Origin of the sequence: Flavobacterium tructae (genome assembly GCF_002217475.1) — a bacterium.
GTDB classification, from domain to species: Bacteria; Bacteroidota; Bacteroidia; order Flavobacteriales; family Flavobacteriaceae; genus Flavobacterium; species Flavobacterium tructae.
On the sequence record NZ_MUHH01000009.1, the window covers coordinates 94,258 to 114,603 of the forward strand.

The window sequence follows — 20,346 nt, forward strand, 5'->3', positions numbered from 1 at the left end:
AACGAAATCAATATTTTATAATCTCGCATTCAGCTTCACATTAAAAACCCTCGAAGTCATATAATTTGGAATTGCATAGTGGTTTTTAGAATACACATCACGAACCCAGGTATTGGTAATCGCATTTTGATTATTAAAAAGATTGAAAATTTCAACTCCAACAGACAATTCTTTAAAGTTCTTCAACCATTTAGCCTTAGCAACTTTCGTGTTTCCATCTACAAAAACTTTCGCAAAACCAACATCCGCTCTACGATAATCATTCAATCTCCTTTGGTACAGATATGGATCTGAATAAGCTGGTGCTCCTCCGGGTAAACCGGTATTATAAACCAGATTCAAATACAACTTTACACTTGGAATACTTGGCATATAATCCTGAAACAGCATTGCAAATTTCAAACGCTGGTCTGTAGGCCTCGCGATATAACCTTTGTTTTCATAGTTTTCTTCAGTTTTTAAATATCCAAAGCTAATCCATGATTCTGTTCCGGGTACAAACTCTCCATTCAGCCTGAAATCAACTCCTTGCGCATAAGCTTTTGCATTATTATTGGCAACATATCGAATTCTGACATTATCAATCGAATACACATTTACATCCGACAGCGATTTATAATAAAGTTCTGTAACCCATTTAAAAGGACGGTTCCACATTTTAAAATTATAGTCGTTCCCCAAAACGATATGAACAGATTCCTGCGCTTTCACATTTGGATTTACCACACCATTTAAATCCCTAAGTTCTCTATAAAAAGGGGGCTGATGGTACAATCCTCCGGAAAGTCGGAAGAGCATGTCCATATCCCAATCCGGTTTTAAAGCAAATTGGGCACGCGGACTGAAAACGGCTTGAGTCTTACCTTCAACAGCCCCTCCTGAAACATTCCAACTCTGAAAACGAGCACCGAGATTATACCAAACCTGACTGGATCCTATTTCCGATTTTTTATTCCATTGCGCATATCCCGAAAATCGGTTTATGGTATTAAAATTTGTCGCTCGTACCTCCTGATACGGTAATAATGGCCCGGTATAAGGCTCGTAAGGCTGATTGTTCTTCGGTAAAAAAGCAATTGGTGGATTAATCGAGAATCCAGCTGAATCAATCATCTCCCACTCTACAATTCGATCCCTAATTGATTCACGCGTATATTTCAAACCAAATTCCAGCTGGCTGTCATTTTTCCATTCTTTAAAACCTTTAATCTCTATATTAGCGATTAAAGCATCCAAGTCATTTCGGGCATGGCTCAATTGCGAACCTATTCCACGAGTAAAATCGACATTTGAGATGTCTTCATTCTCTATACTACCCAAACGATATTGTGCGAGAATATCAAAATGCTCCTGTTCTATGGTATGAAAAAGGGAACCAATTAATTTCAAAGTAAAAGTGGGCGAAACTTTGTAAGTCGTTTTCAAGGCACCGAAATAGGTATTGTACTGATCCCGTTCCCTGCCTTCATAATACACAGCAAGTGCCATTGGCTGATCTATGGTCCCAAATTTTGTCTCACGGGTTAAAGGCTGATACAAATATTTATTTTGAGAGATATTCCCTAAAAAGCTCATTTGCCATTTTGCAGAAATATCATAATTAACATTGGTCTGAATATCTGCAAAAGTTGGGGTATAATTCGTTTGTGTATCCTGACTATTCACCAACAAGCTATTATTCCTATAACGAACTCCGGTTACAGCCGACCATTTTTTATTTTTAGAAACAGCATCGACCGATATACTTCCTCCAAGCAAACTGGCTTCAAGAGAAGCGCCAAACTGCGTTGGTTTTCTGTAAGTGATGTCTAAAACAGAGGATAACTTATCTCCAAACTTTGCCTGAAATCCTCCTGCCGAAAAGTCAACATTCTGCACTAAATCAGTATTGGTAAAACTCAACCCTTCCTGTTGTCCGGAACGAATTAAAAATGGGCGATAGACTTCGACCTCGTTCACATAAACCAGATTTTCATCGTAATTTCCACCCCGAACCGCATATTGTGTACTCAGTTCATTATTGGAATTTACACCCGGAAGTGTTTTCAAAATATTCTCGATTCCGGCATTGGCTCCCGGTATTTTCTTAATAGTGGCGACATCGACATTTGCGATACCCTGAATCCTCTTCTTACTTTTAGAAGAAACAAAAACTTCTCCCATTTGTTCTTCGGAACTACTCATTAAGGGATTAAAAACGAAAATCTCATTTGAGGCTAAATGTACGGTCAGACTCATCATTTTTAAAGAAACGTGGGTAAAAATCAACGAAATCTTTTTACCTGACGGTACTACGATTTCATAAAAACCATTTGAATCAGATTGCGAAACATTCCCGGAAGAACTGACATTAACTCCAGTCACAGGACGTTTCTGCTCGTCCAGAATAACACCTTTTACATGAGCCTTTTGAGCATATGAAATAAAGGTCATGCATAAAAAAAGGAAAACGGCTATTAACTTAATTTGATTCAAGTGTTTGGGTTTTATTTTTGTTGGCTTCTAAAAAAATGAGTCTCAAAGATAGCAGAATTTCCTACATTATCAATCACTTCAATTTTTAAATCATTTGCTCCTTCAGCAAGGAGACTATCATCAAAAGTATGCGTTATTTTTCTTGATTTACTTTCATATTCAAACAAAACCCAGTTTCCATTCAGATAACCGTTGTACGATTTGATTCCGGAAGAAGAATCATTAATGATAAATTCTATCTTTTTAACTCCGGTAATCCACCTGTCCTGAATTGGTTTTACGATTTTAATGACAGGCGCTATAGTGTCCAAAACTAATCCAAATTGCCCTAATGTTTTTGATTTGGCAGTAAAAACATCTCCTTTTCTTACTGTTCCGTTATAGCTGGCAGAGTTTCCGTTAAATCTTCCAATAAAAAGTTTATCTCTTAAAGCCTCCGGAAACGAGCTGTCCTTAATCGTAATGGTAAAATTGGAATGTACCGGAACGGTATCGTCGTGAACATAAATACGGTTATTTTTAACATCAAAGTTTAAATTAAAATCATCATAAAAAGTTCCAGCCGGAAAAAACACAGACATATTGTCTTTTTCAAAATTCGAATCTTTATTGACTTTAATAAAGTATTTTGAAGTTACTGGCTCCTCTTTTACAATTGGCGTTGCTGTGTCATATTCAACCGGAACAGTAACCGTGCTTAAATTCCCAAAATAATCCGAAACCTCAATTCTGTAAGTGGATGCTAAATTAGGTTCGGCCGAAACAATCCCACGCAAGGAATCGGTTTTAATAATGCTCAACGCGTAAGGTGTTTTCATAAAGAGTTTCTGAACCCGCTGACCTGACTTTTTATATTTGCCATAATCGATAAAAGCATTTATATATCGCATCTCATCGAAGGAATAGGTATTGAATTGATAATTGTAATTTTGATTTCCGTTCAGAAAAGTAGAAACATTAAAAACACCATTTTTATTAAACGAAACATCATCATAATCTACCGCAGAAATTCCGAAACCAATCCTACCATTGGCTTTTACTTTACCAGCCAGATAAGTCCCGTCCTTTTGCAAGGCAACATTCAGCAACAAAGGCTGTTTGGACTGATTTACCGTCACATTATCCATAGGATACACATACACACCCGAAATACTAGGCTTTTTAGTGTCTTTTAGATTTTTATCGAAGCCAAAAAATATGGGATTAATCACAAATTCTGTTTTAGTATCCCGAATTTCAAAATGAAGATGCGGCCCTTCTGATGAACCTGTATTGCCGGAAAGCCCAATCAGATCACCTTTTGTAACCGGTAGCTCGTTGGGTTTTGGAAACATTTCAATCTCATATGCTTTTTCTTTATAATGTGTTTTGGTTACATAATCCAAAATTGGTCCTACCGGAGTTTGCAAATGTCCATATACCGAAGTGTATCCGTTTGGATGCGTAATGTAGATGCATTTACCGTTACCGAAAGTCGAAATTTTAATTCTCGACACATATCCGTCAGCAATGGCGTACACCTTTAATCCTTCTCTTTGATTCGTTTTCAAATCAAACCCCGCATGGAAATGATTTGGTCGCAACTCCCCGAAATTACCGGAAAGCTGCATGGGAATATCCAGCGGCGGACGAAAATAATCTTTTGGATATTGCGTCTGCGCAAAAATAAACGGACTAAAAAGCAGGGCCAGTAACGAAAATTTCATAAGTAACATTTTTGCTAAGATAAAAAATTAAGAAGCGAAAACCGAGTATAACGCCACAAAAATACAATCGATTGAATTTCATTCGTTTGTTTATTTTTAATGTAAAAAAATCGATAAAAAATTGCATTAATAAAAAGGAATACTAACTTTGTAGGATTAAGTAATGAATAGGATTTATAATGAGTGTAATTGCCGAAATAATTGATACTCTTGAATATAAAGTCGAAAAGCTTTTTGAGAAATCAAAAGGCTTGGAGCATAATAATCAGGCTTTACAATTAGAATTAGCCAAAGCTGCGCAAATTATCCAGAAACAATCTGAAGAAATTGAAGCTTTGAAAAAGCAACATGAAACACTTAAGATCGCCAATTCATTACTCGGCAGTGACAACAACAAGAGAGAGACAAAGCTTAAAATAAATTCATTAATTCGCGAAATTGACTACTGTATAGCACAGTTATCCGATTAACCAAGACGACATGGACGGAAAGCTTAAAATTAAAATATCAGTTGCAGACAGAGTTTATCCTTTAACGGTTGAACCTGCTCAGGAAGAAGGACTCAGAAGTGCTTCTAAAAAAATTGATGCTATGATTAAGCAATTCGAAGAAAGTTACGCGGTTCGTGACAAACAGGATGTTCTGGCGATGTGTGCCCTGCAATTTGCATCGCAAGTCGAACAAAAACAAATTGACAATGCAATCGATGGAGAAGAAACTATCGAAAGAATTAAAAGATTAAATGCGCTATTAGATCAATATCTCGAAAATTAAACGTTCTTTTACAACAACTAAGATACTGCCTACATTAGTTCACAATTGGTAAACTCAACACTAACAATTTAGAATGAGCAAATCGTCGCTACTATAGTATGCCATGCTTCGGCTTGGAAACTTGAACAGTGAGTTAGCTCAAAACTTGTCTTTACGAGTTTATTCAAGCAATTAATGTAGGCTTTTTTTATATATAAATTTTAACAAACATGGACATAATAACGATCATTATTTCAGGCGTTATAGGAATTGCAGCAGGTTTTGCAATTGCTAAAATCATCGAAAAAAGCAATATTTCTAACCTCATCAAAAACGCTAAAAAAGAAGCAGCTTCCATTCTAAAAGATGCTAATTTAGAAGCCGAGAATATTAAGAAAGATAAAATCCTTCAGGCAAAAGAACGTTTTATCGAACTAAAATCAGAGCACGAACAAGTTATTTTAGCAAGAGATAAAAAAGTAGCAGAGGTAGAAAAAAGAGTACGCGATAAAGAATCACAAGTTTCTAACGAACTTTCGAAGGCAAAAAAAGTAAACGACGAGTTTGAATCTAAAACACAGGAATACAACAACAAAATTGAAGTTTTAGACAAAAAACAAACTGAAGTTGACAAATTACACAAAAGTCAATTGCAGCAGCTTGAAGTAATCTCAGGACTTTCTGCCGAAGAAGCAAAAGAGCAATTAGTAGAAGGATTAAAAGCCGAAGCTAAAAGCAAAGCGATGTCACACATTCAGGACACTATCGAAGAGGCAAAACTTACTGCTCAGCAAGAAGCGAAGAAAATCATCATCAATACGATCCAGAGAGTTGGAACTGAGGAAGCAGTTGAAAATTGCGTTTCAGTATTCAACATTGAATCTGATGATGTAAAAGGTAGAATCATTGGACGTGAGGGACGTAACATTAGAGCTCTTGAAGCCGCAACGGGAGTTGAAATCATTGTTGACGACACACCTGAAGCGATCATTCTTTCTTGTTTCGACCCTGTTCGTAGAGAAATTGCCCGTTTATCTTTGCATAAACTGGTAACAGACGGACGTATTCACCCTGCAAGAATTGAAGAAGTAGTTGCTAAAACAGCGAAACAAATTGACGACGAAATTATCGAAGTTGGTAAACGTACTGTTATCGACCTAGGAATTCACGGTTTACATCCTGAATTGATTAAAGTTGTAGGTAGAATGAAATACCGTTCTTCTTACGGTCAAAACTTATTACAGCACTCGAGAGAAGTTTCTAAACTTTGTGGTATCATGGCTGCCGAATTAGGCTTAAACGTAAAATTAGCCAAAAGAGCTGGTTTACTTCACGATATTGGTAAAGTTCCGGATACTGAAAGTGATTTACCTCACGCCTTACTAGGTATGCAGTGGGCAGAGAAATATGGTGAAAAAGAAGAAGTTTGCAACGCTATTGGAGCGCACCACGACGAGATCGAAATGAAATCATTACTTTCTCCGATTGTTCAGGTATGTGATGCTATTTCAGGTGCACGACCAGGAGCGAGACGTCAGGTTTTAGATTCATACATTCAGCGTTTGAAAGACCTTGAAGAAGTAGCTTACGGATTTAGCGGTGTGAAAAATGCATACGCAATCCAGGCCGGTAGAGAACTTCGCGTAATTGTAGAAAGCGAAAAAGTTTCTGATGACAATGCTGCGAATTTATCTTTTGAGATTTCACAAAAAATCCAGACTGAAATGACTTATCCGGGGCAGGTAAAAGTTACTGTAATTAGAGAAACCAGAGCGGTTAATATTGCAAAGTAATCTCTATATATTATTCATAAAAAATAAAGGCTATCTTCTAAAACAGATAGCCTTTATTTTTTATACCAATTTGATCCTTTTAAATATCGTTAAAGATAATTTTAAAACTCGTTCCTACTCCCACTGTACTTTCTACCGAAATACTTCCTTTCATTGCCTCAATTTGATTTCTGGTAATATAGAGCCCAATTCCCCTTGCCTCTTGATTTTTGTGAAAAGTTTTATACATCCCGAATAATAAATCACCGTACACCGCCAAATCAATTCCCAAACCATTATCTGTAATTTTTAATGACTTGTAGCCGTCCGGTTCGATTGAAAAATCAAAAACAATAACAGGGTCTCTGTCCGGATGCGCATACTTTATAGCATTTGTTGTAAAATTCAACAAAACACTTTCCAGATAAGCGGGATTAAAATTAATTGTCAAATACCTTGGAACATTATTTACAATTGTGACTTTCTTATGCTTGTCGTACCCTCTAATGGTTGAAATTGTTTTCTCAATATATTCTGAAAGCTTTAATGGCGCCACAGCAATATTGATATTGCTTTGTGTCTTTACAATCTGAGTTAAATTGGCAATCGTATCGTTCAGATCATTAGAAACGGTTCTCAAATGTTCTAACATTTCGCTTACAGTTTGTTTGTCAACATCCGCGTCAATAAAATCCAGGATCGACTTTATATTTCCGGCCTGCGTATTCAAATTATGTGAAACGATATGAGAAAAATTAACCAATCGGCTATTTTGATCACTGTACAATTTCATCGTTTTTAAGAGTTCCAACTCCTTCTCTTTCTGCAAAGAAACATCAGTATGTGTCCCTATTACACGCAATGGTTTTCCATTTTCATCCCTTTCAATAACCTTTCCGCGATCCAGAATCCATTTATAATTACCACTTGAAGTCATGACGCGATGGTAATTTTCGTAATATGGGATCTTATTATCAAAATGCTCCTGTATATCCGAATAGTACTTTGGAAGATCTTCGGGATGCACAATCTTATCCCAACGTTCCGGATCATCGAAAATATCAGCAGAATCCAATTCCAAAATCTTTAACGACAATGACGAATAGAAAACCCTATTAGTCACCATATCCCAATCCCAGATCCCGGCAGTAGAGGCCTCCAGAGCAAATTGAAAACGCTCTTCAGAAATACGTAGTTTTTCTTCCTTATCTTTTAGTTCCGTAATATCTGAAACATGTCCAAAAAAGCTAACACGCCCGTCAGCGGACTGCTCTGTTTTGGCAGAGACCTTAAACCATCGCATTCCTTTTTTGGGTAAAACGGCTCTAAATTCGACATTCCAGGGCTTTGCTTCTTTACGTGCTTTGACTAAAGACTGAAAAAACAAATCACGATCCTGAGGAAAGATACGGTGGTAAATTACCAATTTAATATCATTGGTAAACTCTTTTACACTAAGTTCAAAAATATCGTCAGCTGATTTACTGACCAGAGGGAAAGTATACCTGTTTTCGCTGTCAACAACAAACTGAAACAGCAGGTCCGGCATTTCGGCAAGCAATTTTTTATAAAAATTATTTACCTCTAAGCAATTCTCATTTCCATATAAATCAAAAACCATATATCACTTATTTATGTAGATTGAAATATTAAAACAATGATCCCAATAGTAAAAAACAAAAGCTGAAATTGGCTCTTTTATTCCCTAATTACCACAAAATATTATACAATATATCACTTTTTTGATTTAAAAACGACTTCCTGCTTCAAAAATTACTTCCGTGGATGAAAAGATAACATTACCTCTTTCAAAAAACTCCTGTCTAAATGCACATAAATTTCAGTCGTAGTAATCGATTCGTGCCCTAACATCAACTGAATTGATCTTAAGTCGGCACCATTTTCAAGTAAATGAGTGGCAAAAGAATGCCTTAATGTATGCGGACTGATACTTTTATGGAGGTTTATTTTTACCGCGAGATCTTTTATAATGGTAAAAATCATGGCGCGTGTAAGCTGATTTCCTCGCCTGTTCAAAAATAAAGTATCTTCACAACCTTTTTTTATTTTAAGATTCACCCGAATCTCCTTCTGATAAATCTGAATGTATTTCTGAGCAAATTTACCCACTGGAACAAAACGCTCTTTATTTCCTTTTCCGGTAATTTTAACGAACCCTTCTTCAAAAAATAAATCTGAAATTTTTAAAGAAATCAATTCCGAGACCCTAAGTCCGCAACCGTACAAAGTTTCCAACATAGCGCGATTCCGTTCCCCTTCATTGGTACTCAGATCAATTGCCGCAATAAGAGAATCAATTTCATCTAAAGACAGCGTATCGGGCAATTTCCGTCCTGTTTTAGGAGTTTCGATCAGTTCCATCGGATTGTCGTTTCTGTAATCTTCAAAAACCAGATAATTAAAAAAACTTTTCAAGCCCGAAATAATTCTCGCCTGTGAGCGTGGATTGACTTCTTTAGCTACCGCATAAATAAACTGCTGAACCGTTTCGCCATCAATCTTTATGGGAGAAATCTCTATACTATTGGTTTCCAGAAAAAGACACAAGCGTTCAATGTCAAAACCATAATTTTCGATCGTGTTTTTAGACAAACCTCTCTCGATGCGCAAATACGACTGATAATCTTTTATGTAACGGTTCCAATTCATAGCTACAAAGTAAAACATTTTCAGGCATAAAAAAACCTTCCGGATTAGGGAAGGTTACAAATTTTATTGTTGAATAAAATTAGAATTTGTATGCTAAAGATAGCGCAAGATTACTGTTTTTAGCACTGTCATAATAGTCATCTGAATTATCAATATCTTTATCAGAAAGCGGAGATAATCCGATTGTGTAACGAAGACCTACTGAAAGATTATCCGTAAAACTGTATCCGGCTCCTAAGTTAAAACCAAGATCTACCGATCTGGTAAAATCTTTAATATTATTACCATTTACTTTAGCCGATAACAAAACACCAAGCTGTGGCCCCGCTTCAACATTGAATTTTTTATCAATGATATAATACTTAGCAACTACAGGAATGTTCAAATAGTTCAACTTAATATCCGTATCATTCAATGAACCGTCAACTTTAGTTCCCTGAGCAGAAAATAAAAGCTCCGGCTGAATAAAAAATCTTTGAACCACATGAATTTCTGCAAAACCTCCAACGTGAAAACCAACAAGAGCTTTAGTATCTTCAACATCTCCTCCAACTACTGTCGAAATATTAAGACCTCCTTTTACTCCGAATCTGGTCTTTTGTGCATTAGCAAAACCAAATACCATTACTGCCATAGCAGCCAAAATTATTCTTTTCATTACAATTTGTTTTTTGAGTTATTCAAAACAAATATAAAGATAACCTTATTAAAAAAGAACTTGTATGCTAATTAATAAATTGGTAAATACTGTTTTATCACCCGATCAACAGACCTTTCTTCTTCATTACAGCCCAATATCAAATCTATAATATCAAAATAAACTTACGAAATAAAAAAATTTAAAAACACAATTTGAAGTATAAATCTGACTAAATAATAAATACATCTCAAAAAACCGATCCCAAATAAACTTCTTAAATAGAGCCAATTACATACCTAAAATCAATAAAAATGGGAAATTTAGTAATTATTTAAACCAAAATATAAAACAATAAATTCCTAATTCTGTAGTTTTGACTAATAAATAACATTTAAAAAAATCAAATTTTAAAAACACTTTTATGAAAAAGATAATTTTAGCAGCTGTATTGTTTATCGCAACTTCAGCTACAATTCAGGCACAATTAGTACAATTTGGAGTTAAGGCAGGGGTTAACTTTGCGAGCCAAACCGGAGACGCAGGTCTTCAGGGTGTAGCATTTGACAAAGAGGGAATCACTAGCTACCACGTAGGGGTTGTTGCAGAACTTAAATTGTTAGACAAATTTGCTATTCAACCGGAGCTTTTATATTCTACTCAGGGAGCAACTTACAAAAATGCTGTAAATGAATTTAAAAATGAATTAGGCTACTTATCTATTCCTGTAATGGCTAAGTTTTACTTAAACGATACTTTTAGCTTAGAAGTAGGTCCTCAGGCTTCCTTTTTATTAAGTGAAAAGAATAAGTTTGATGTTAAAGATGCACAAACTTTTGAGTTTGGTCTTAATGCCGGATTAGGAGTAAAACTTACTAAAAGCATTTTTGTTCAGGGTCGTTATGGTCTAGGATTAACTGAAGCTTCTAAAAATGCTGATGTTAAAAACTCAACTTTCCAGATCTCTGCCGGATTCTTGTTCTAAAAAATATATCACATACTTTTACCAAAACCGTTCTATTAATTGGAACGGTTTTTTTATTTTTACAACTGTTCAATGGCGATGGCAAAAATCAATGACAATTTCAATGACAATGGCAATGTCAAAATTCAATGATACTTACCAATTGTTTTACATTTCACATATTACATTTCACATATCACACCTTACTATCCATGAAAATCTGCATTATCAACGGACCCAATTTGAATCTTTTAGGAAAAAGAGAACCGGAAGTTTACGGAAGTCAAACTTTTGAAGATTATTTTGCAACGTTGCAGGCTAAATTCCCAAACATTGAACTTTCGTATTACCAAAGCAATATTGAAGGCGAATTGATTGGGAAAATTCAGGAATGTGGTTTTACTTTTGACGGAATTATTCTGAATGCCGGAGCGTATACCCACACGTCTATAGGATTGGGTGATGCAATAAAAGCCGTTACTACTCCCGTAATCGAAGTACATATTTCAAATACTTACGCCCGAGAGAGTTTCAGACATCAATCGTATTTATCCGGAAATGCCAAAGGTGTTATCCTTGGTTTCGGACTAAAAAGCTACGAACTGGCTATACAATCTTTTCTGTGAGACGTAAAACGTCAGATGTGAAATGTCAGATGTAAACTGCAGGATGAGAGCTGTAGGCAACAGATTAATTTTTACCGATTACTATTTTGATTCTTATTTTTTGATTCTTAAAACGTAACCAAATGCAGTGTTCCAGGATTTACAACTTAAACCAATAAAACATTTCAGATCACATCTCACATCTTACATTTAACTTCTTACATTTAACAAATTTTTAATAGCCTCATTTTTAACTTATTCTATTTTTGTGAGAGATACAACTCTCATGAAAAACTATACTTTACTTGCCTTTTTATTCTTTTCAATTTCAAATTTCGCCCAAATTAAAGGAACTGTAACCGATGAAAAAGGGACTCCATTGCCCTTTGTATCCATCTTTGAAGAAAACACCTATAGCGGAACTACTTCTAACGAGCAGGGGAAATATCAGCTTACCGTAAAAGAGCCAGGCAAAAACAAAATCGTTTTTCAATATCTGGGATATAAAACTCATAAAATAACCATTTCTGCTAACGCAAAAACGACGCTGCCGGATGTGAAAATGACTGAGGAGAGTTTTGCTTTAAACGAGGTGGTAATTGACCCGAAAAACAATCCTGCAAACGCCATTATTAAAAGTGCTATTGCAGCAAAAAAAGACAACTCCGACAAAATTGCACGATATACCGCCGATTTCTACTCCAAAGGAATGTTTAAGGTAAAAGACTTACCGAAGAAAATTCTGGGACAAAAAGTAGATCTGGGTGACGATCTTGCATCGAATTTAGATTCTACCGGAACTGGTATTTTGTATTTATCAGAAACCATTTCTAAGGTTACTTTTGAAAAACCTAACAAATTAAAAGAACGCATTATTGCTTCTAAAATCTCAGGAAACAATAGAGGATATAGCTACAATACTGCTTCACGGTCGACTTATGATTTTTATGAAAACACGATAAACTTCGACACCAAACTCATTTCTCCTATTGCCGACAATGCTTTCGCTTATTATAAATACAAACTCGAAGGCACTTTTTTTGACGACAATAAACAACAGATATATAAAATCAAGGTAATCCCAAAACGTGATAAAGAACCTGTTTTTGAAGGCTACATTTACATTGTAGAGGACAGCTTTGCCATTTACGCCATCGATTTGGACATCAAAGGCTATCGCATGAAAAACGAATTCACGGAGGTAATGAATCTAAAACAAAATTTCACCTACAATACACAAAATAAAATCTGGATTAAAAATGCGCAAACCTTAGATTTCACTGCTGGCCTTTTTGGCATTAAATTCTCCGGAAAATTTGCTTATATATATTCCAATTACGACTTTCCTGCTTCATTTGAAAATAAAACATTCGGTAATGAAATTGTCTCTTTCGAACTCAACGCAAATAAAAAGGATGATGCTTTCTGGAACAACATTCGTCCAATTCCTCTAACCATTGAAGAAAGTAACGATTACACTAAAAAGGATAGTTTGCAAATAATCAGAAAATCTCAAAAATATACGGACTCCGTTGATGCCAAAAACAACAAATTTAAAGTTCTGGATGTCTTAATGGGCTACAACTATAAAAACACCTACAAAAGACATTCTTTCGAATATAAAGGATTGTTGAATTTGGTTTCGCTAAGTTTTAATACTGTTCAGGGATTTAATCTGGATTCCGGTTTCTCTTTTAAGAAATGGAGTGAAGACGAAAGTAAAACGACTTCGTTAAGCACCACTTTTAATTATGGTTTTTCAGATGAACGTTTTAGGGTTACCGGAGAATTCAGCCATAAATTCAACAATGTAAATCACGCTACGATCAGTGCCTCAGGGGGAACTAAAGTAGCACAATTCAATAGTGCCGAACCTATAACCAAGTTGGTCAACTCTATAAGTTCTTTATTTTTTAAAGACAATTACATGAAACTGTATAATTTAGAATTTGCACAGATCAACTATTCGCAAAATGTGCTAAATGGCGTTAGTCTCAACGCAAAATTGGGTTATGAGCAGCGAAAACCGCTTTTTAACACCACCGATTATTCTTTCTTCAAAAGAGAAGACTTATACTCTTCCAATAATCCATTAGCTCCAAACGATTTTACCACTCCTGTATTTGAAAAACATCATTTGTTTAAAACAGCTTTAAGTGCCCGAATTAACTTTGGAAACAAATACATTTCGAGACCAGATGGGAGATATAATTTTAAAAACGACAAATTTCCAACACTCTTCTTAAATATTGAGAAAGCATTTGCAGCTAGCGAAAAGAAATATGAGTTTGAAAAAATAGGAGCAGCAGTTCTCTATGATTTATCTTTAGGCAATAAAGGCGTTTTAGGAATGAGTTTTAAAGCCGCCAAATTCTTTAATGCCGATAACATTTCGTTTGTCGATTATAAACATTTTAACGGAAACCAGACTCACATTGGCACAAGCGGCCGTTACCTGAACGTTTTCAACCTGATGCCTTACTACACCAACAGCACTAATGACAGTTATTTTGAAATGCATCTGGAACACAACGACAAAGGCTATATTATGAATAAAATACCGCTGCTAAATCTTTTAAAATCAACTCTGAATATTGGTTTTCACTCGTTAGCCATACCACAAAGAAAGCCTTATTCTGAGTTTACAGCTGGTTTAGATAATTTAGGATTCGGGAAGTTCAAAATCTTCAGAGTAGATTATGTTCATTCTTATCAGGGAGGCATTCAGCAAAATGGCGTTGTCTTTGGATTGAAGATTTTGAATGTATTAGATTAGAAAAAGTTACTGAGAAACTAAGGTTCTAAGATTCTAAGTTTTTTCTTAGTATCTTGGAACCTTAGCCACTTCGAATCTGTCACCTCAATATAATCATCTCCTATTCTATAGGAAGAATTCAGCAAAATGATTAGCAAAAGCTACTGAAAAACTAAAATCCTAAGGTTCCAAGTTTTCCCTTAGCATATTAGAACCTTAGCCACTTAGAGTCTTTCTCCTCAATATAAGCATCTCCTATTCTATAGGAAGAATTCAGCAAAATGATTAGCAAAAGCTACTAAAAAACTAAGGCCCTAAGATTCTAAGTTTTTCTTAGCATCTTAGGACCTTAGCCACTTAGAGTCTTTCTCCTCAATATAAGCATCTCCTATTCTATAGGAAGAATTCAGCTAAATGATTAGCAAAAGCTACTGAAAAACTAAGGCCCTAAGATTCTAAGTTCTTCCTTAGCATCTTAAGACCTTAGCCACTTAGAGTCTTTCTCCTCAATGATAATCATCCGGTTCAATATGAATCAATACATTGCCCAATTGTGGAATTTTTTCTTTTAAAGTATCCTGTAGTTTGTGTGAAAGCTCATGTCCTTCTTTCACCGAAATTTTAGCCGAAACTATGGCATGGAGATCTACGTGATATCGCATTCCTGCTTTACGGATAAAACATTTTTCGGTACCCAGAATACCCGGAACTGTTAAAGCCTTTACACGAATTTCTTCGACTAAATCATCGTTCAGATTTTCGTCCATAATTTCACCTAAGGCCGGTCTGAAAATTTTATAACTGTTGTATAAGATAAAAAAAGCAGCAAAAAGTGCCGCCCAATCATCTGCTGATTCATACCCCTTCCCCATAATCAAGGCGATAGAAATTCCGGTAAACGCTGCTACCGAAGTGATCGCGTCACTACGATGGTGCCAGGCATCTGCCGCCAATGATGAGCTGTTGGTTTGTTTGCTTCGTTTCATTACCAGACGAAATGAATATTCTTTCCATATGATAATAGCTCCCAAAACATAAAGTGTCCAGGATTTTGGTAAATCATGCGGAGTCTGGATATTAGCAATACTTTCATATCCGATAATAGTCGCTGAAGTAATCAGAAAACCAACCACTAGAAACGTAATTAAAGGTTCTGCGCGACCGTGACCATAAGGATGATTCTCGTCTGCCGGTTTATTCGAATACTTAATTCCGAACAGAACCAAAAATGACGAAAATATATCGGTTGTCGATTCGATTGCATCGGCAATTAGGGCATATGAATTGCCAAAAAAACCTGCCAGCCCTTTTAAAATGGCTAAGCAGGTGTTTCCTATAATACTAAAATAAGTAGCTTTTACAGCTTTTTGTTCATCTGTCATTTAACTACGTTTATATTTTTTTAGCCACGAATTCACGAATTATACAAAAAATTATAATCTTAGTTTAAACTCGTGAATTCGCAGCAAATATTTCTACGTTTACGCTCTCACGATTTTTGCTCCAATTGCTCTCAAACGCTCATCGATACGTTCGTAACCACGGTCAATTTGCTCGATATTTTGGATTGTACTAGTTCCTTTTGCTGAAAGAGCGGCAATCAACAATGAGATTCCTGCACGAATGTCAGGAGATGACATGGTTGTTGCTTTCAATTGAGACTCAAAATTATGTCCCATAACCACCGCTCTGTGCGGATCGCACAACATAATTTTTGCTCCCATATCGATTAATTTATCTACGAAAAACAAACGGCTTTCAAACATTTTCTGGTGAATTAAAACATCGCCTTTGGCTTGTGTTGCTACAACCAGAACAATACTCAATAAATCAGGAGTAAATCCTGGCCATGGCGCATCAGCAATAGTTAAAATAGAACCATCAATATCTGTTTTTACCTCATACCCGTCTTTATGAGCAGGAATGTAAATATCGTCATTGCGTTTTTCAATGGTAATTCCCAATTTTCTAAAGGTGTTTGGAATCAAACCTAAATTTTCCCAGCTTACATTTTTGATCGTAATTTCGCTTTTTGTCATCGCCGCCAGACCAATCCATGAACCAATTTCGATCATATCCGGAAGAATTCTGTGCTCACATCCACCAAGGCTTTCAACACCTTCAATAGTCAATAAGTTTGAACCTACTCCGGTAATTTTAGCTCCCATAGAGTTTAACATTTTACACAACTGCTGTAAGTAAGGCTCACATGCAGCATTGTAAACAGTTGTTGTTCCTTTTGCCAAAACAGCAGCCATGACGATGTTTGCTGTACCGGTTACTGATGCCTCATCAAGCAGCATATCTGTTCCGGTAAGACCTTCCTCAGGAGATTCTACTCCATAGAAATGATCTTCTCTGTTGTATCTGAATTTTGCTCCAAGATTAATGAAACCTTCGAAGTGTGTATCTAATCTACGACGTCCAATTTTATCTCCTCCAGGCTTCGGAATATATCCTTTACCAAAACGTGCCAAAAGCGGTCCGACAATCATAATAGAACCACGAAGAGCTCCACCTTCTTTTTTGAAAGCTTCAGTTTCCAAATAACCTACATTAACCTCATCTGCCTGAAACGTAATCGAACCCGGCTCATTTCGTTGGATTTTAACGCCTAAATTACCCAATAAAGTAATTAATTTATTGATGTCAATAATATCGGGAATATTATTAATTCTCACTTTATCCCCCGTTAAAAGCACGGCGCATAAAATTTGTAATGCTTCATTTTTTGCTCCTTGCGGAGTGATTTCTCCTTTTAAAGGTGTTCCTCCTTCGATTTTAAAAATTCCCATATTTCTTTTTTAGGTTCTAAGGTTCTGAGATTCTCAGGTTCTAAGACTCTAAGAAAAAAACTTAGCATCTTAGTCCCTCAGCATCTTAGCTACTTTTTTACTTCTGATTATTATTTTTCTGAAAAGGTTTCGGTTTTCCCGAGCCTTTATTGTTTTTATTGTTTTGGATTTTTGGCTGTCCTGCCGGTGTAATCTTATTCGACATACGCTTATTGGTACGCAATAAATCAGTTGTATTTAAAAGCTCTTCAGAACTTTGAAGCAAATTGATTTTACCTCCCGACAACTCATACAGATGCTCAAAAATCACATCGTCTTTAACGGTATCCTTGTTCCAGCTTAAATACGACTTTTTCATGTGATTGGCAATCACCATTACCAAAGCATTTTTCATCTCGCCATCTTCCCATTTATTGGCAACATCGATCATATACTTGATATTGTTTCCGTAAAATCTGTATTTTGGAAAATTCTGCGGATACTGTAAAGCATCTGGTTTTAATTGCAAAACATCGCGAGACGGAATTGGGTATGGTGAATCAACATTCAATTTGAAATCAGACATAATAAAAAGCTGATCCCATAATTTATGCTGAAAATCTGGCACATCACGCAAATGCGGATTCAGACTTCCCATTACCTGAATAATGTACTTAGCAGCTTTGTTGCGTGTTTCGACATCTTCAATTGCAGTAGCCTGATCAATCAGTTTTTGCAAATGACGACCATATTCCGGAATGATTAATCGTTGTCTTTCAGAATTGTATTCTAAATTAAAAACAACATCATTCGCACTTTCTTTTTTATATTTTTCGTTCATAAGTTATAATGAAACTATACCTTCTATAGTAGAAACTTCTTTGTATTTGCTAATCACCTGGTCAGCACTATGCATGGTAACATCAACCGAAACACTGGTAAATTTACCGGTTTTAGATTTTGTGGTTTTGATAACCGCTCCCATACTGTCAAAAGCTTTTTCAACTCGCTCAACATTATCGTCTACTGAAGGTACTATGAATTTATACAAGTATTCTGCTGGCCAGGTATTTGAATTGTCTAACTCAACTTTTAATCTTTCGTAAAATTCAGCGGTGTTTTTTTCTTTATCGTTCTCCATTCGTAATTAAAAATAAACGCAAATATACGGTTTTGATTTCAGACTTTCGATTTTAGATTTTAGATTTTTCAGAAGGAAATAATGATTGTTTTTTTACCACAAATTCCACTAATTATTACTAAATAAAACATACTGATAAAAACTTTAGTTTTTGTACCATTTTAAAACAAGTTAATACCTAAAAAAATCAGTGAAAATTAGTGGAATTCGTGGCAAACTTTTATATTTGAAAAACTTCACACCTTTGTTCCCGATAGCTATCAGGATTACGGGATTGAACCACACCACAATGAAAAAAATTATCATCTTACTTTTTACTACTCTCACTTTTCACAACATTCACGCACAGGAAATTAAAACTTTAACCTATTTCCAAAACGACACACTCAAACTGGATTTAGATTTATACCTGCCTAAGAAAAAAGCCAATGAAAAAACTCCATTAATCTTATTTGCATTTGGAGGAGGCTTTTCAGGTGGAGAACGAACCAGTGAAAAAGATTTTGGGCTTTTTATGGCGAAAAACGGCTATGCGGTTGCGAGCATCTCCTACAGCCTGTACATGAAAGGAAAAGATTTTGGATGTAAAGGAACTTTAACCGAAAAGATAAAAGCAATTCAAATTGGCGTTAGTGATATGTGGCAAGCCACTTCATTTCTAGTTAAAAATGCAGATCAATACAATCTCGACACTTCAAAATTCTTTATTTCAGGAATCAGTGCAGGTGCCGAAATTGGCTTTCACGCTTCGTTCTGGGATTACAAACTGATGAATTTGTACCCAAACAATTTATCTCCTGATTTCAAATATGCCGGTTTCATTGGAGGCTCGGGCGCTATTATGGACATTAATCTAATGACCAAAGGAAAAGCCATCCCAATGCTGTTAGCACACGGAAACAACGACGAAACGGTTCCTTACAATGCAGGCTCGCATCGCTCCTGTTTAACAAATGCTTCCGGTTGGCTGATTTTATTTGGATCTTATGCCGTGTACAATCACATGAAAGACTTACATAAAAATATAGAATTGATTACTTTTTGCGGAGGCGGGCACGAATTTTCGGGATATTTATTTCATGAAGGACAGCAATATGCTCTGGATTTTGTAAATAACGTTTTGAAAGGCAAAAAATTCGAATCGCATTTGATTATTCCTTCCCAAAAGAAAAACTCCGGCAATTATTTATTTTGCGAATAATTATTTCACCCCGACGGGGTTCTATAAATATTTCGTCCCGATGGGACTTATCAATAGTTTCTAAAACATATTCGTTTTTCAAAAAATCCTGAAATTTAAATATAATACCTCAGCCAAAAATTATTTCACCCCGATGGGGCTCTCCTTCTGCAACCTCTTATTTTCTATAAATATATCACTCCTCCGGAGCTTCTTGAAATTCAAAAAACAAAAGAATTTTAATAAACAGCTGAACCTTATATTTATTTTAAATTGCGAAATCATCTGGTTAAGGCAAAATAATCTTTTTAAATACCAATAAGTTTAGGTAAATTTGCGCTTTATTTTTAGAAAGTGCAAAAACAAATTATAGTTCTCATTGGTGGCCCGGGAACGGGAAAATCTACTCTAATCAACGAATTGGTAGCTCGTGGCTACTGTTGTTACCCAGAAATTTCAAGACAAGTTACACTCGAAGCACAGCAAAGAGGCATCGAACAATTATTCCTTGAACAACCTTTATTATTTAGTGAAATGTTGTTGAATGGTCGAATTAAACAATACAAAGACGCAGTTGAAGAACCGCATGAAGTAGTCTTTATAGATCGTGGAATTCCTGATGTAACAGCTTACATGGATTACATTAATGATGATTATCCTGAGAGTTTTGTACAAGCCTGTGAGGATTATAAATATTCAAAAACTTTCATTTTACCGCCATGGGAAGAAATTTACGAAAGCGACACCGAACGCTACGAAAATTTTGAGCAGGCCGAAAAAATCCAAAAACATCTTGTTGATACCTATAAAAAATATGGCTACGACTTAATTGAAGTACCTAAAGATACGGTTGAAAACAGAATTCTTTATATCTTAGATAAAATTTAGGCAGGCGTTTAAAGTTGCAAAACTAG

The 20,346-nt window shown here is 35.7% G+C and carries 17 protein-coding genes; 8 read left to right on the forward strand and 9 right to left on the reverse strand.

The window, feature by feature from the left end; all coding sequences use genetic code 11:
* Positions 1-15: 15 nt before the first annotated feature.
* Both B0A80_RS02155 and B0A80_RS02160 read right to left on the reverse strand, forming a co-directional pair.
* On the reverse strand, positions 16-2,433 hold the full coding sequence (locus tag B0A80_RS02155; RefSeq protein ID WP_089076255.1) for a TonB-dependent receptor: 2,418 nt from the start codon (positions 2,431-2,433) through the stop codon (positions 16-18).
* 53 nt (positions 2,434-2,486) lie between these two features.
* Positions 2,487-4,181 carry a M23 family metallopeptidase gene (locus B0A80_RS02160; protein WP_089076256.1) on the reverse strand — a complete coding sequence of 565 codons (1,695 nt, stop codon included), beginning with the start codon at positions 4,179-4,181 and terminating at the stop codon, positions 2,487-2,489.
* A 179-nt stretch (positions 4,182-4,360) separates the two neighbouring features.
* Here B0A80_RS02160 and B0A80_RS02165 point away from each other — a divergent pair, with 179 nt between their 5' ends.
* The 3 genes from B0A80_RS02165 (at position 4,361) to rny (ending at position 6,727) form a co-directional block, all read left to right on the forward strand.
* Complete coding sequence (locus tag B0A80_RS02165) at positions 4,361-4,651, forward strand: Mis12-Mtw1 protein family (RefSeq protein WP_017498113.1); 291 nt, start codon at positions 4,361-4,363, stop codon at positions 4,649-4,651.
* 10 nt (positions 4,652-4,661) lie between these two features.
* Complete coding sequence (locus B0A80_RS02170; protein ID WP_017498112.1) at positions 4,662-4,955, forward strand: cell division protein ZapA; 294 nt, start codon at positions 4,662-4,664, stop codon at positions 4,953-4,955.
* Positions 4,956-5,164: 209 nt separating this feature from the next.
* Positions 5,165-6,727 (forward strand): ribonuclease Y, encoded by a 1,563-nt coding sequence (gene rny, locus B0A80_RS02175; protein WP_017498111.1) that lies wholly within the window; start codon positions 5,165-5,167, stop codon positions 6,725-6,727.
* A 79-nt stretch (positions 6,728-6,806) separates the two neighbouring features.
* Here rny and B0A80_RS02180 read toward each other — a convergent pair whose 3' ends face one another.
* The 3 genes from B0A80_RS02180 to B0A80_RS02190 form a co-directional block, all read right to left on the reverse strand.
* Positions 6,807-8,327, reverse strand: a complete 1,521-nt coding sequence (locus B0A80_RS02180) for a PAS domain-containing sensor histidine kinase (protein ID WP_089076257.1) — start codon at positions 8,325-8,327, stop codon at positions 6,807-6,809.
* A 152-nt stretch (positions 8,328-8,479) separates the two neighbouring features.
* Entirely contained in the window at positions 8,480-9,376 is an 897-nt protein-coding gene (gene xerD, locus B0A80_RS02185) for a site-specific tyrosine recombinase XerD (protein WP_089076258.1), read from the reverse strand.
* 79 nt (positions 9,377-9,455) lie between these two features.
* A complete protein-coding gene (locus B0A80_RS02190) occupies positions 9,456-10,034 on the reverse strand; it encodes a porin family protein (protein WP_070907626.1) in 579 nt (192 codons plus the stop codon).
* A 403-nt stretch (positions 10,035-10,437) separates the two neighbouring features.
* On the opposite strand from B0A80_RS02190, the gene B0A80_RS02195 reads away from it, so the two are divergent.
* From B0A80_RS02195 to B0A80_RS02205, 3 genes are all read left to right on the forward strand, one after another.
* Positions 10,438-10,998: a porin family protein gene (locus B0A80_RS02195; protein ID WP_017498107.1), complete on the forward strand. Its 561-nt coding sequence runs from the start codon at positions 10,438-10,440 to the stop codon at positions 10,996-10,998.
* Positions 10,999-11,189: 191 nt separating this feature from the next.
* Entirely contained in the window at positions 11,190-11,603 is a 414-nt protein-coding gene (gene aroQ, locus B0A80_RS02200; RefSeq protein ID WP_089076259.1) for a type II 3-dehydroquinate dehydratase, read from the forward strand.
* Between the two features lie 265 nt (positions 11,604-11,868).
* Positions 11,869-14,358, forward strand: a complete 2,490-nt coding sequence (locus B0A80_RS02205; protein WP_089076260.1) for a DUF5686 and carboxypeptidase regulatory-like domain-containing protein — start codon at positions 11,869-11,871, stop codon at positions 14,356-14,358.
* Positions 14,359-14,843: 485 nt separating this feature from the next.
* On the opposite strand, the gene B0A80_RS02210 is transcribed toward B0A80_RS02205, so the two are convergent.
* The 4 genes from B0A80_RS02210 to B0A80_RS02225 form a co-directional block, all read right to left on the reverse strand.
* On the reverse strand, positions 14,844-15,719 hold the full coding sequence (locus tag B0A80_RS02210) for a cation diffusion facilitator family transporter (RefSeq protein ID WP_017498104.1): 876 nt from the start codon (positions 15,717-15,719) through the stop codon (positions 14,844-14,846).
* 99 nt (positions 15,720-15,818) lie between these two features.
* Positions 15,819-17,132: a UDP-N-acetylglucosamine 1-carboxyvinyltransferase gene (gene murA / locus B0A80_RS02215; protein WP_017498103.1), complete on the reverse strand. Its 1,314-nt coding sequence runs from the start codon at positions 17,130-17,132 to the stop codon at positions 15,819-15,821.
* Positions 17,133-17,229: 97 nt separating this feature from the next.
* Complete coding sequence (locus B0A80_RS02220) at positions 17,230-17,952, reverse strand: DUF4290 domain-containing protein (RefSeq protein WP_089076261.1); 723 nt, start codon at positions 17,950-17,952, stop codon at positions 17,230-17,232.
* A 3-nt stretch (positions 17,953-17,955) separates the two neighbouring features.
* On the reverse strand, positions 17,956-18,252 hold the full coding sequence (locus B0A80_RS02225) for a DUF493 family protein (protein WP_017498101.1): 297 nt from the start codon (positions 18,250-18,252) through the stop codon (positions 17,956-17,958).
* A 289-nt stretch (positions 18,253-18,541) separates the two neighbouring features.
* Between B0A80_RS02225 and B0A80_RS02230 the strand changes: the two genes are divergently transcribed.
* Entirely contained in the window at positions 18,542-19,453 is a 912-nt protein-coding gene (locus tag B0A80_RS02230; protein WP_089076275.1) for a carboxylesterase family protein, read from the forward strand.
* 333 nt (positions 19,454-19,786) lie between these two features.
* Positions 19,787-20,320, forward strand: a complete 534-nt coding sequence (locus B0A80_RS02235) for an AAA family ATPase (protein WP_089076262.1) — start codon at positions 19,787-19,789, stop codon at positions 20,318-20,320.
* The last annotated feature ends 26 nt before the right edge of the window (positions 20,321-20,346 follow it).

Coding starts and splice junctions, on each gene's coding strand:
- B0A80_RS02180 (WP_089076257.1), bottom strand. CDS start 8,327: ATGGTTTTTGATTTATATGGAAATGAGAATTGCTTAGAGGTAAATAAT.
- B0A80_RS02205 (WP_089076260.1), top strand. CDS start 11,869: ATGAAAAACTATACTTTACTTGCCTTTTTATTCTTTTCAATTTCAAAT.
- aroQ (WP_089076259.1), top strand. CDS start 11,190: ATGAAAATCTGCATTATCAACGGACCCAATTTGAATCTTTTAGGAAAA.
- B0A80_RS02230 (WP_089076275.1), top strand. CDS start 18,542: ATGAAAAAAATTATCATCTTACTTTTTACTACTCTCACTTTTCACAAC.
- rny (WP_017498111.1), top strand. CDS start 5,165: ATGGACATAATAACGATCATTATTTCAGGCGTTATAGGAATTGCAGCA.
- murA (WP_017498103.1), bottom strand. CDS start 17,132: ATGGGAATTTTTAAAATCGAAGGAGGAACACCTTTAAAAGGAGAAATC.
- B0A80_RS02210 (WP_017498104.1), bottom strand. CDS start 15,719: ATGACAGATGAACAAAAAGCTGTAAAAGCTACTTATTTTAGTATTATA.
- B0A80_RS02170 (WP_017498112.1), top strand. CDS start 4,662: ATGGACGGAAAGCTTAAAATTAAAATATCAGTTGCAGACAGAGTTTAT.
- B0A80_RS02165 (WP_017498113.1), top strand. CDS start 4,361: ATGAGTGTAATTGCCGAAATAATTGATACTCTTGAATATAAAGTCGAA.
- B0A80_RS02190 (WP_070907626.1), bottom strand. CDS start 10,034: ATGAAAAGAATAATTTTGGCTGCTATGGCAGTAATGGTATTTGGTTTT.
- B0A80_RS02195 (WP_017498107.1), top strand. CDS start 10,438: ATGAAAAAGATAATTTTAGCAGCTGTATTGTTTATCGCAACTTCAGCT.
- B0A80_RS02225 (WP_017498101.1), bottom strand. CDS start 18,252: ATGGAGAACGATAAAGAAAAAAACACCGCTGAATTTTACGAAAGATTA.
- B0A80_RS02155 (WP_089076255.1), bottom strand. CDS start 2,433: ATGACCTTTATTTCATATGCTCAAAAGGCTCATGTAAAAGGTGTTATT.
- B0A80_RS02220 (WP_089076261.1), bottom strand. CDS start 17,952: ATGAACGAAAAATATAAAAAAGAAAGTGCGAATGATGTTGTTTTTAAT.
- xerD (WP_089076258.1), bottom strand. CDS start 9,376: ATGAATTGGAACCGTTACATAAAAGATTATCAGTCGTATTTGCGCATC.
- B0A80_RS02160 (WP_089076256.1), bottom strand. CDS start 4,181: ATGAAATTTTCGTTACTGGCCCTGCTTTTTAGTCCGTTTATTTTTGCG.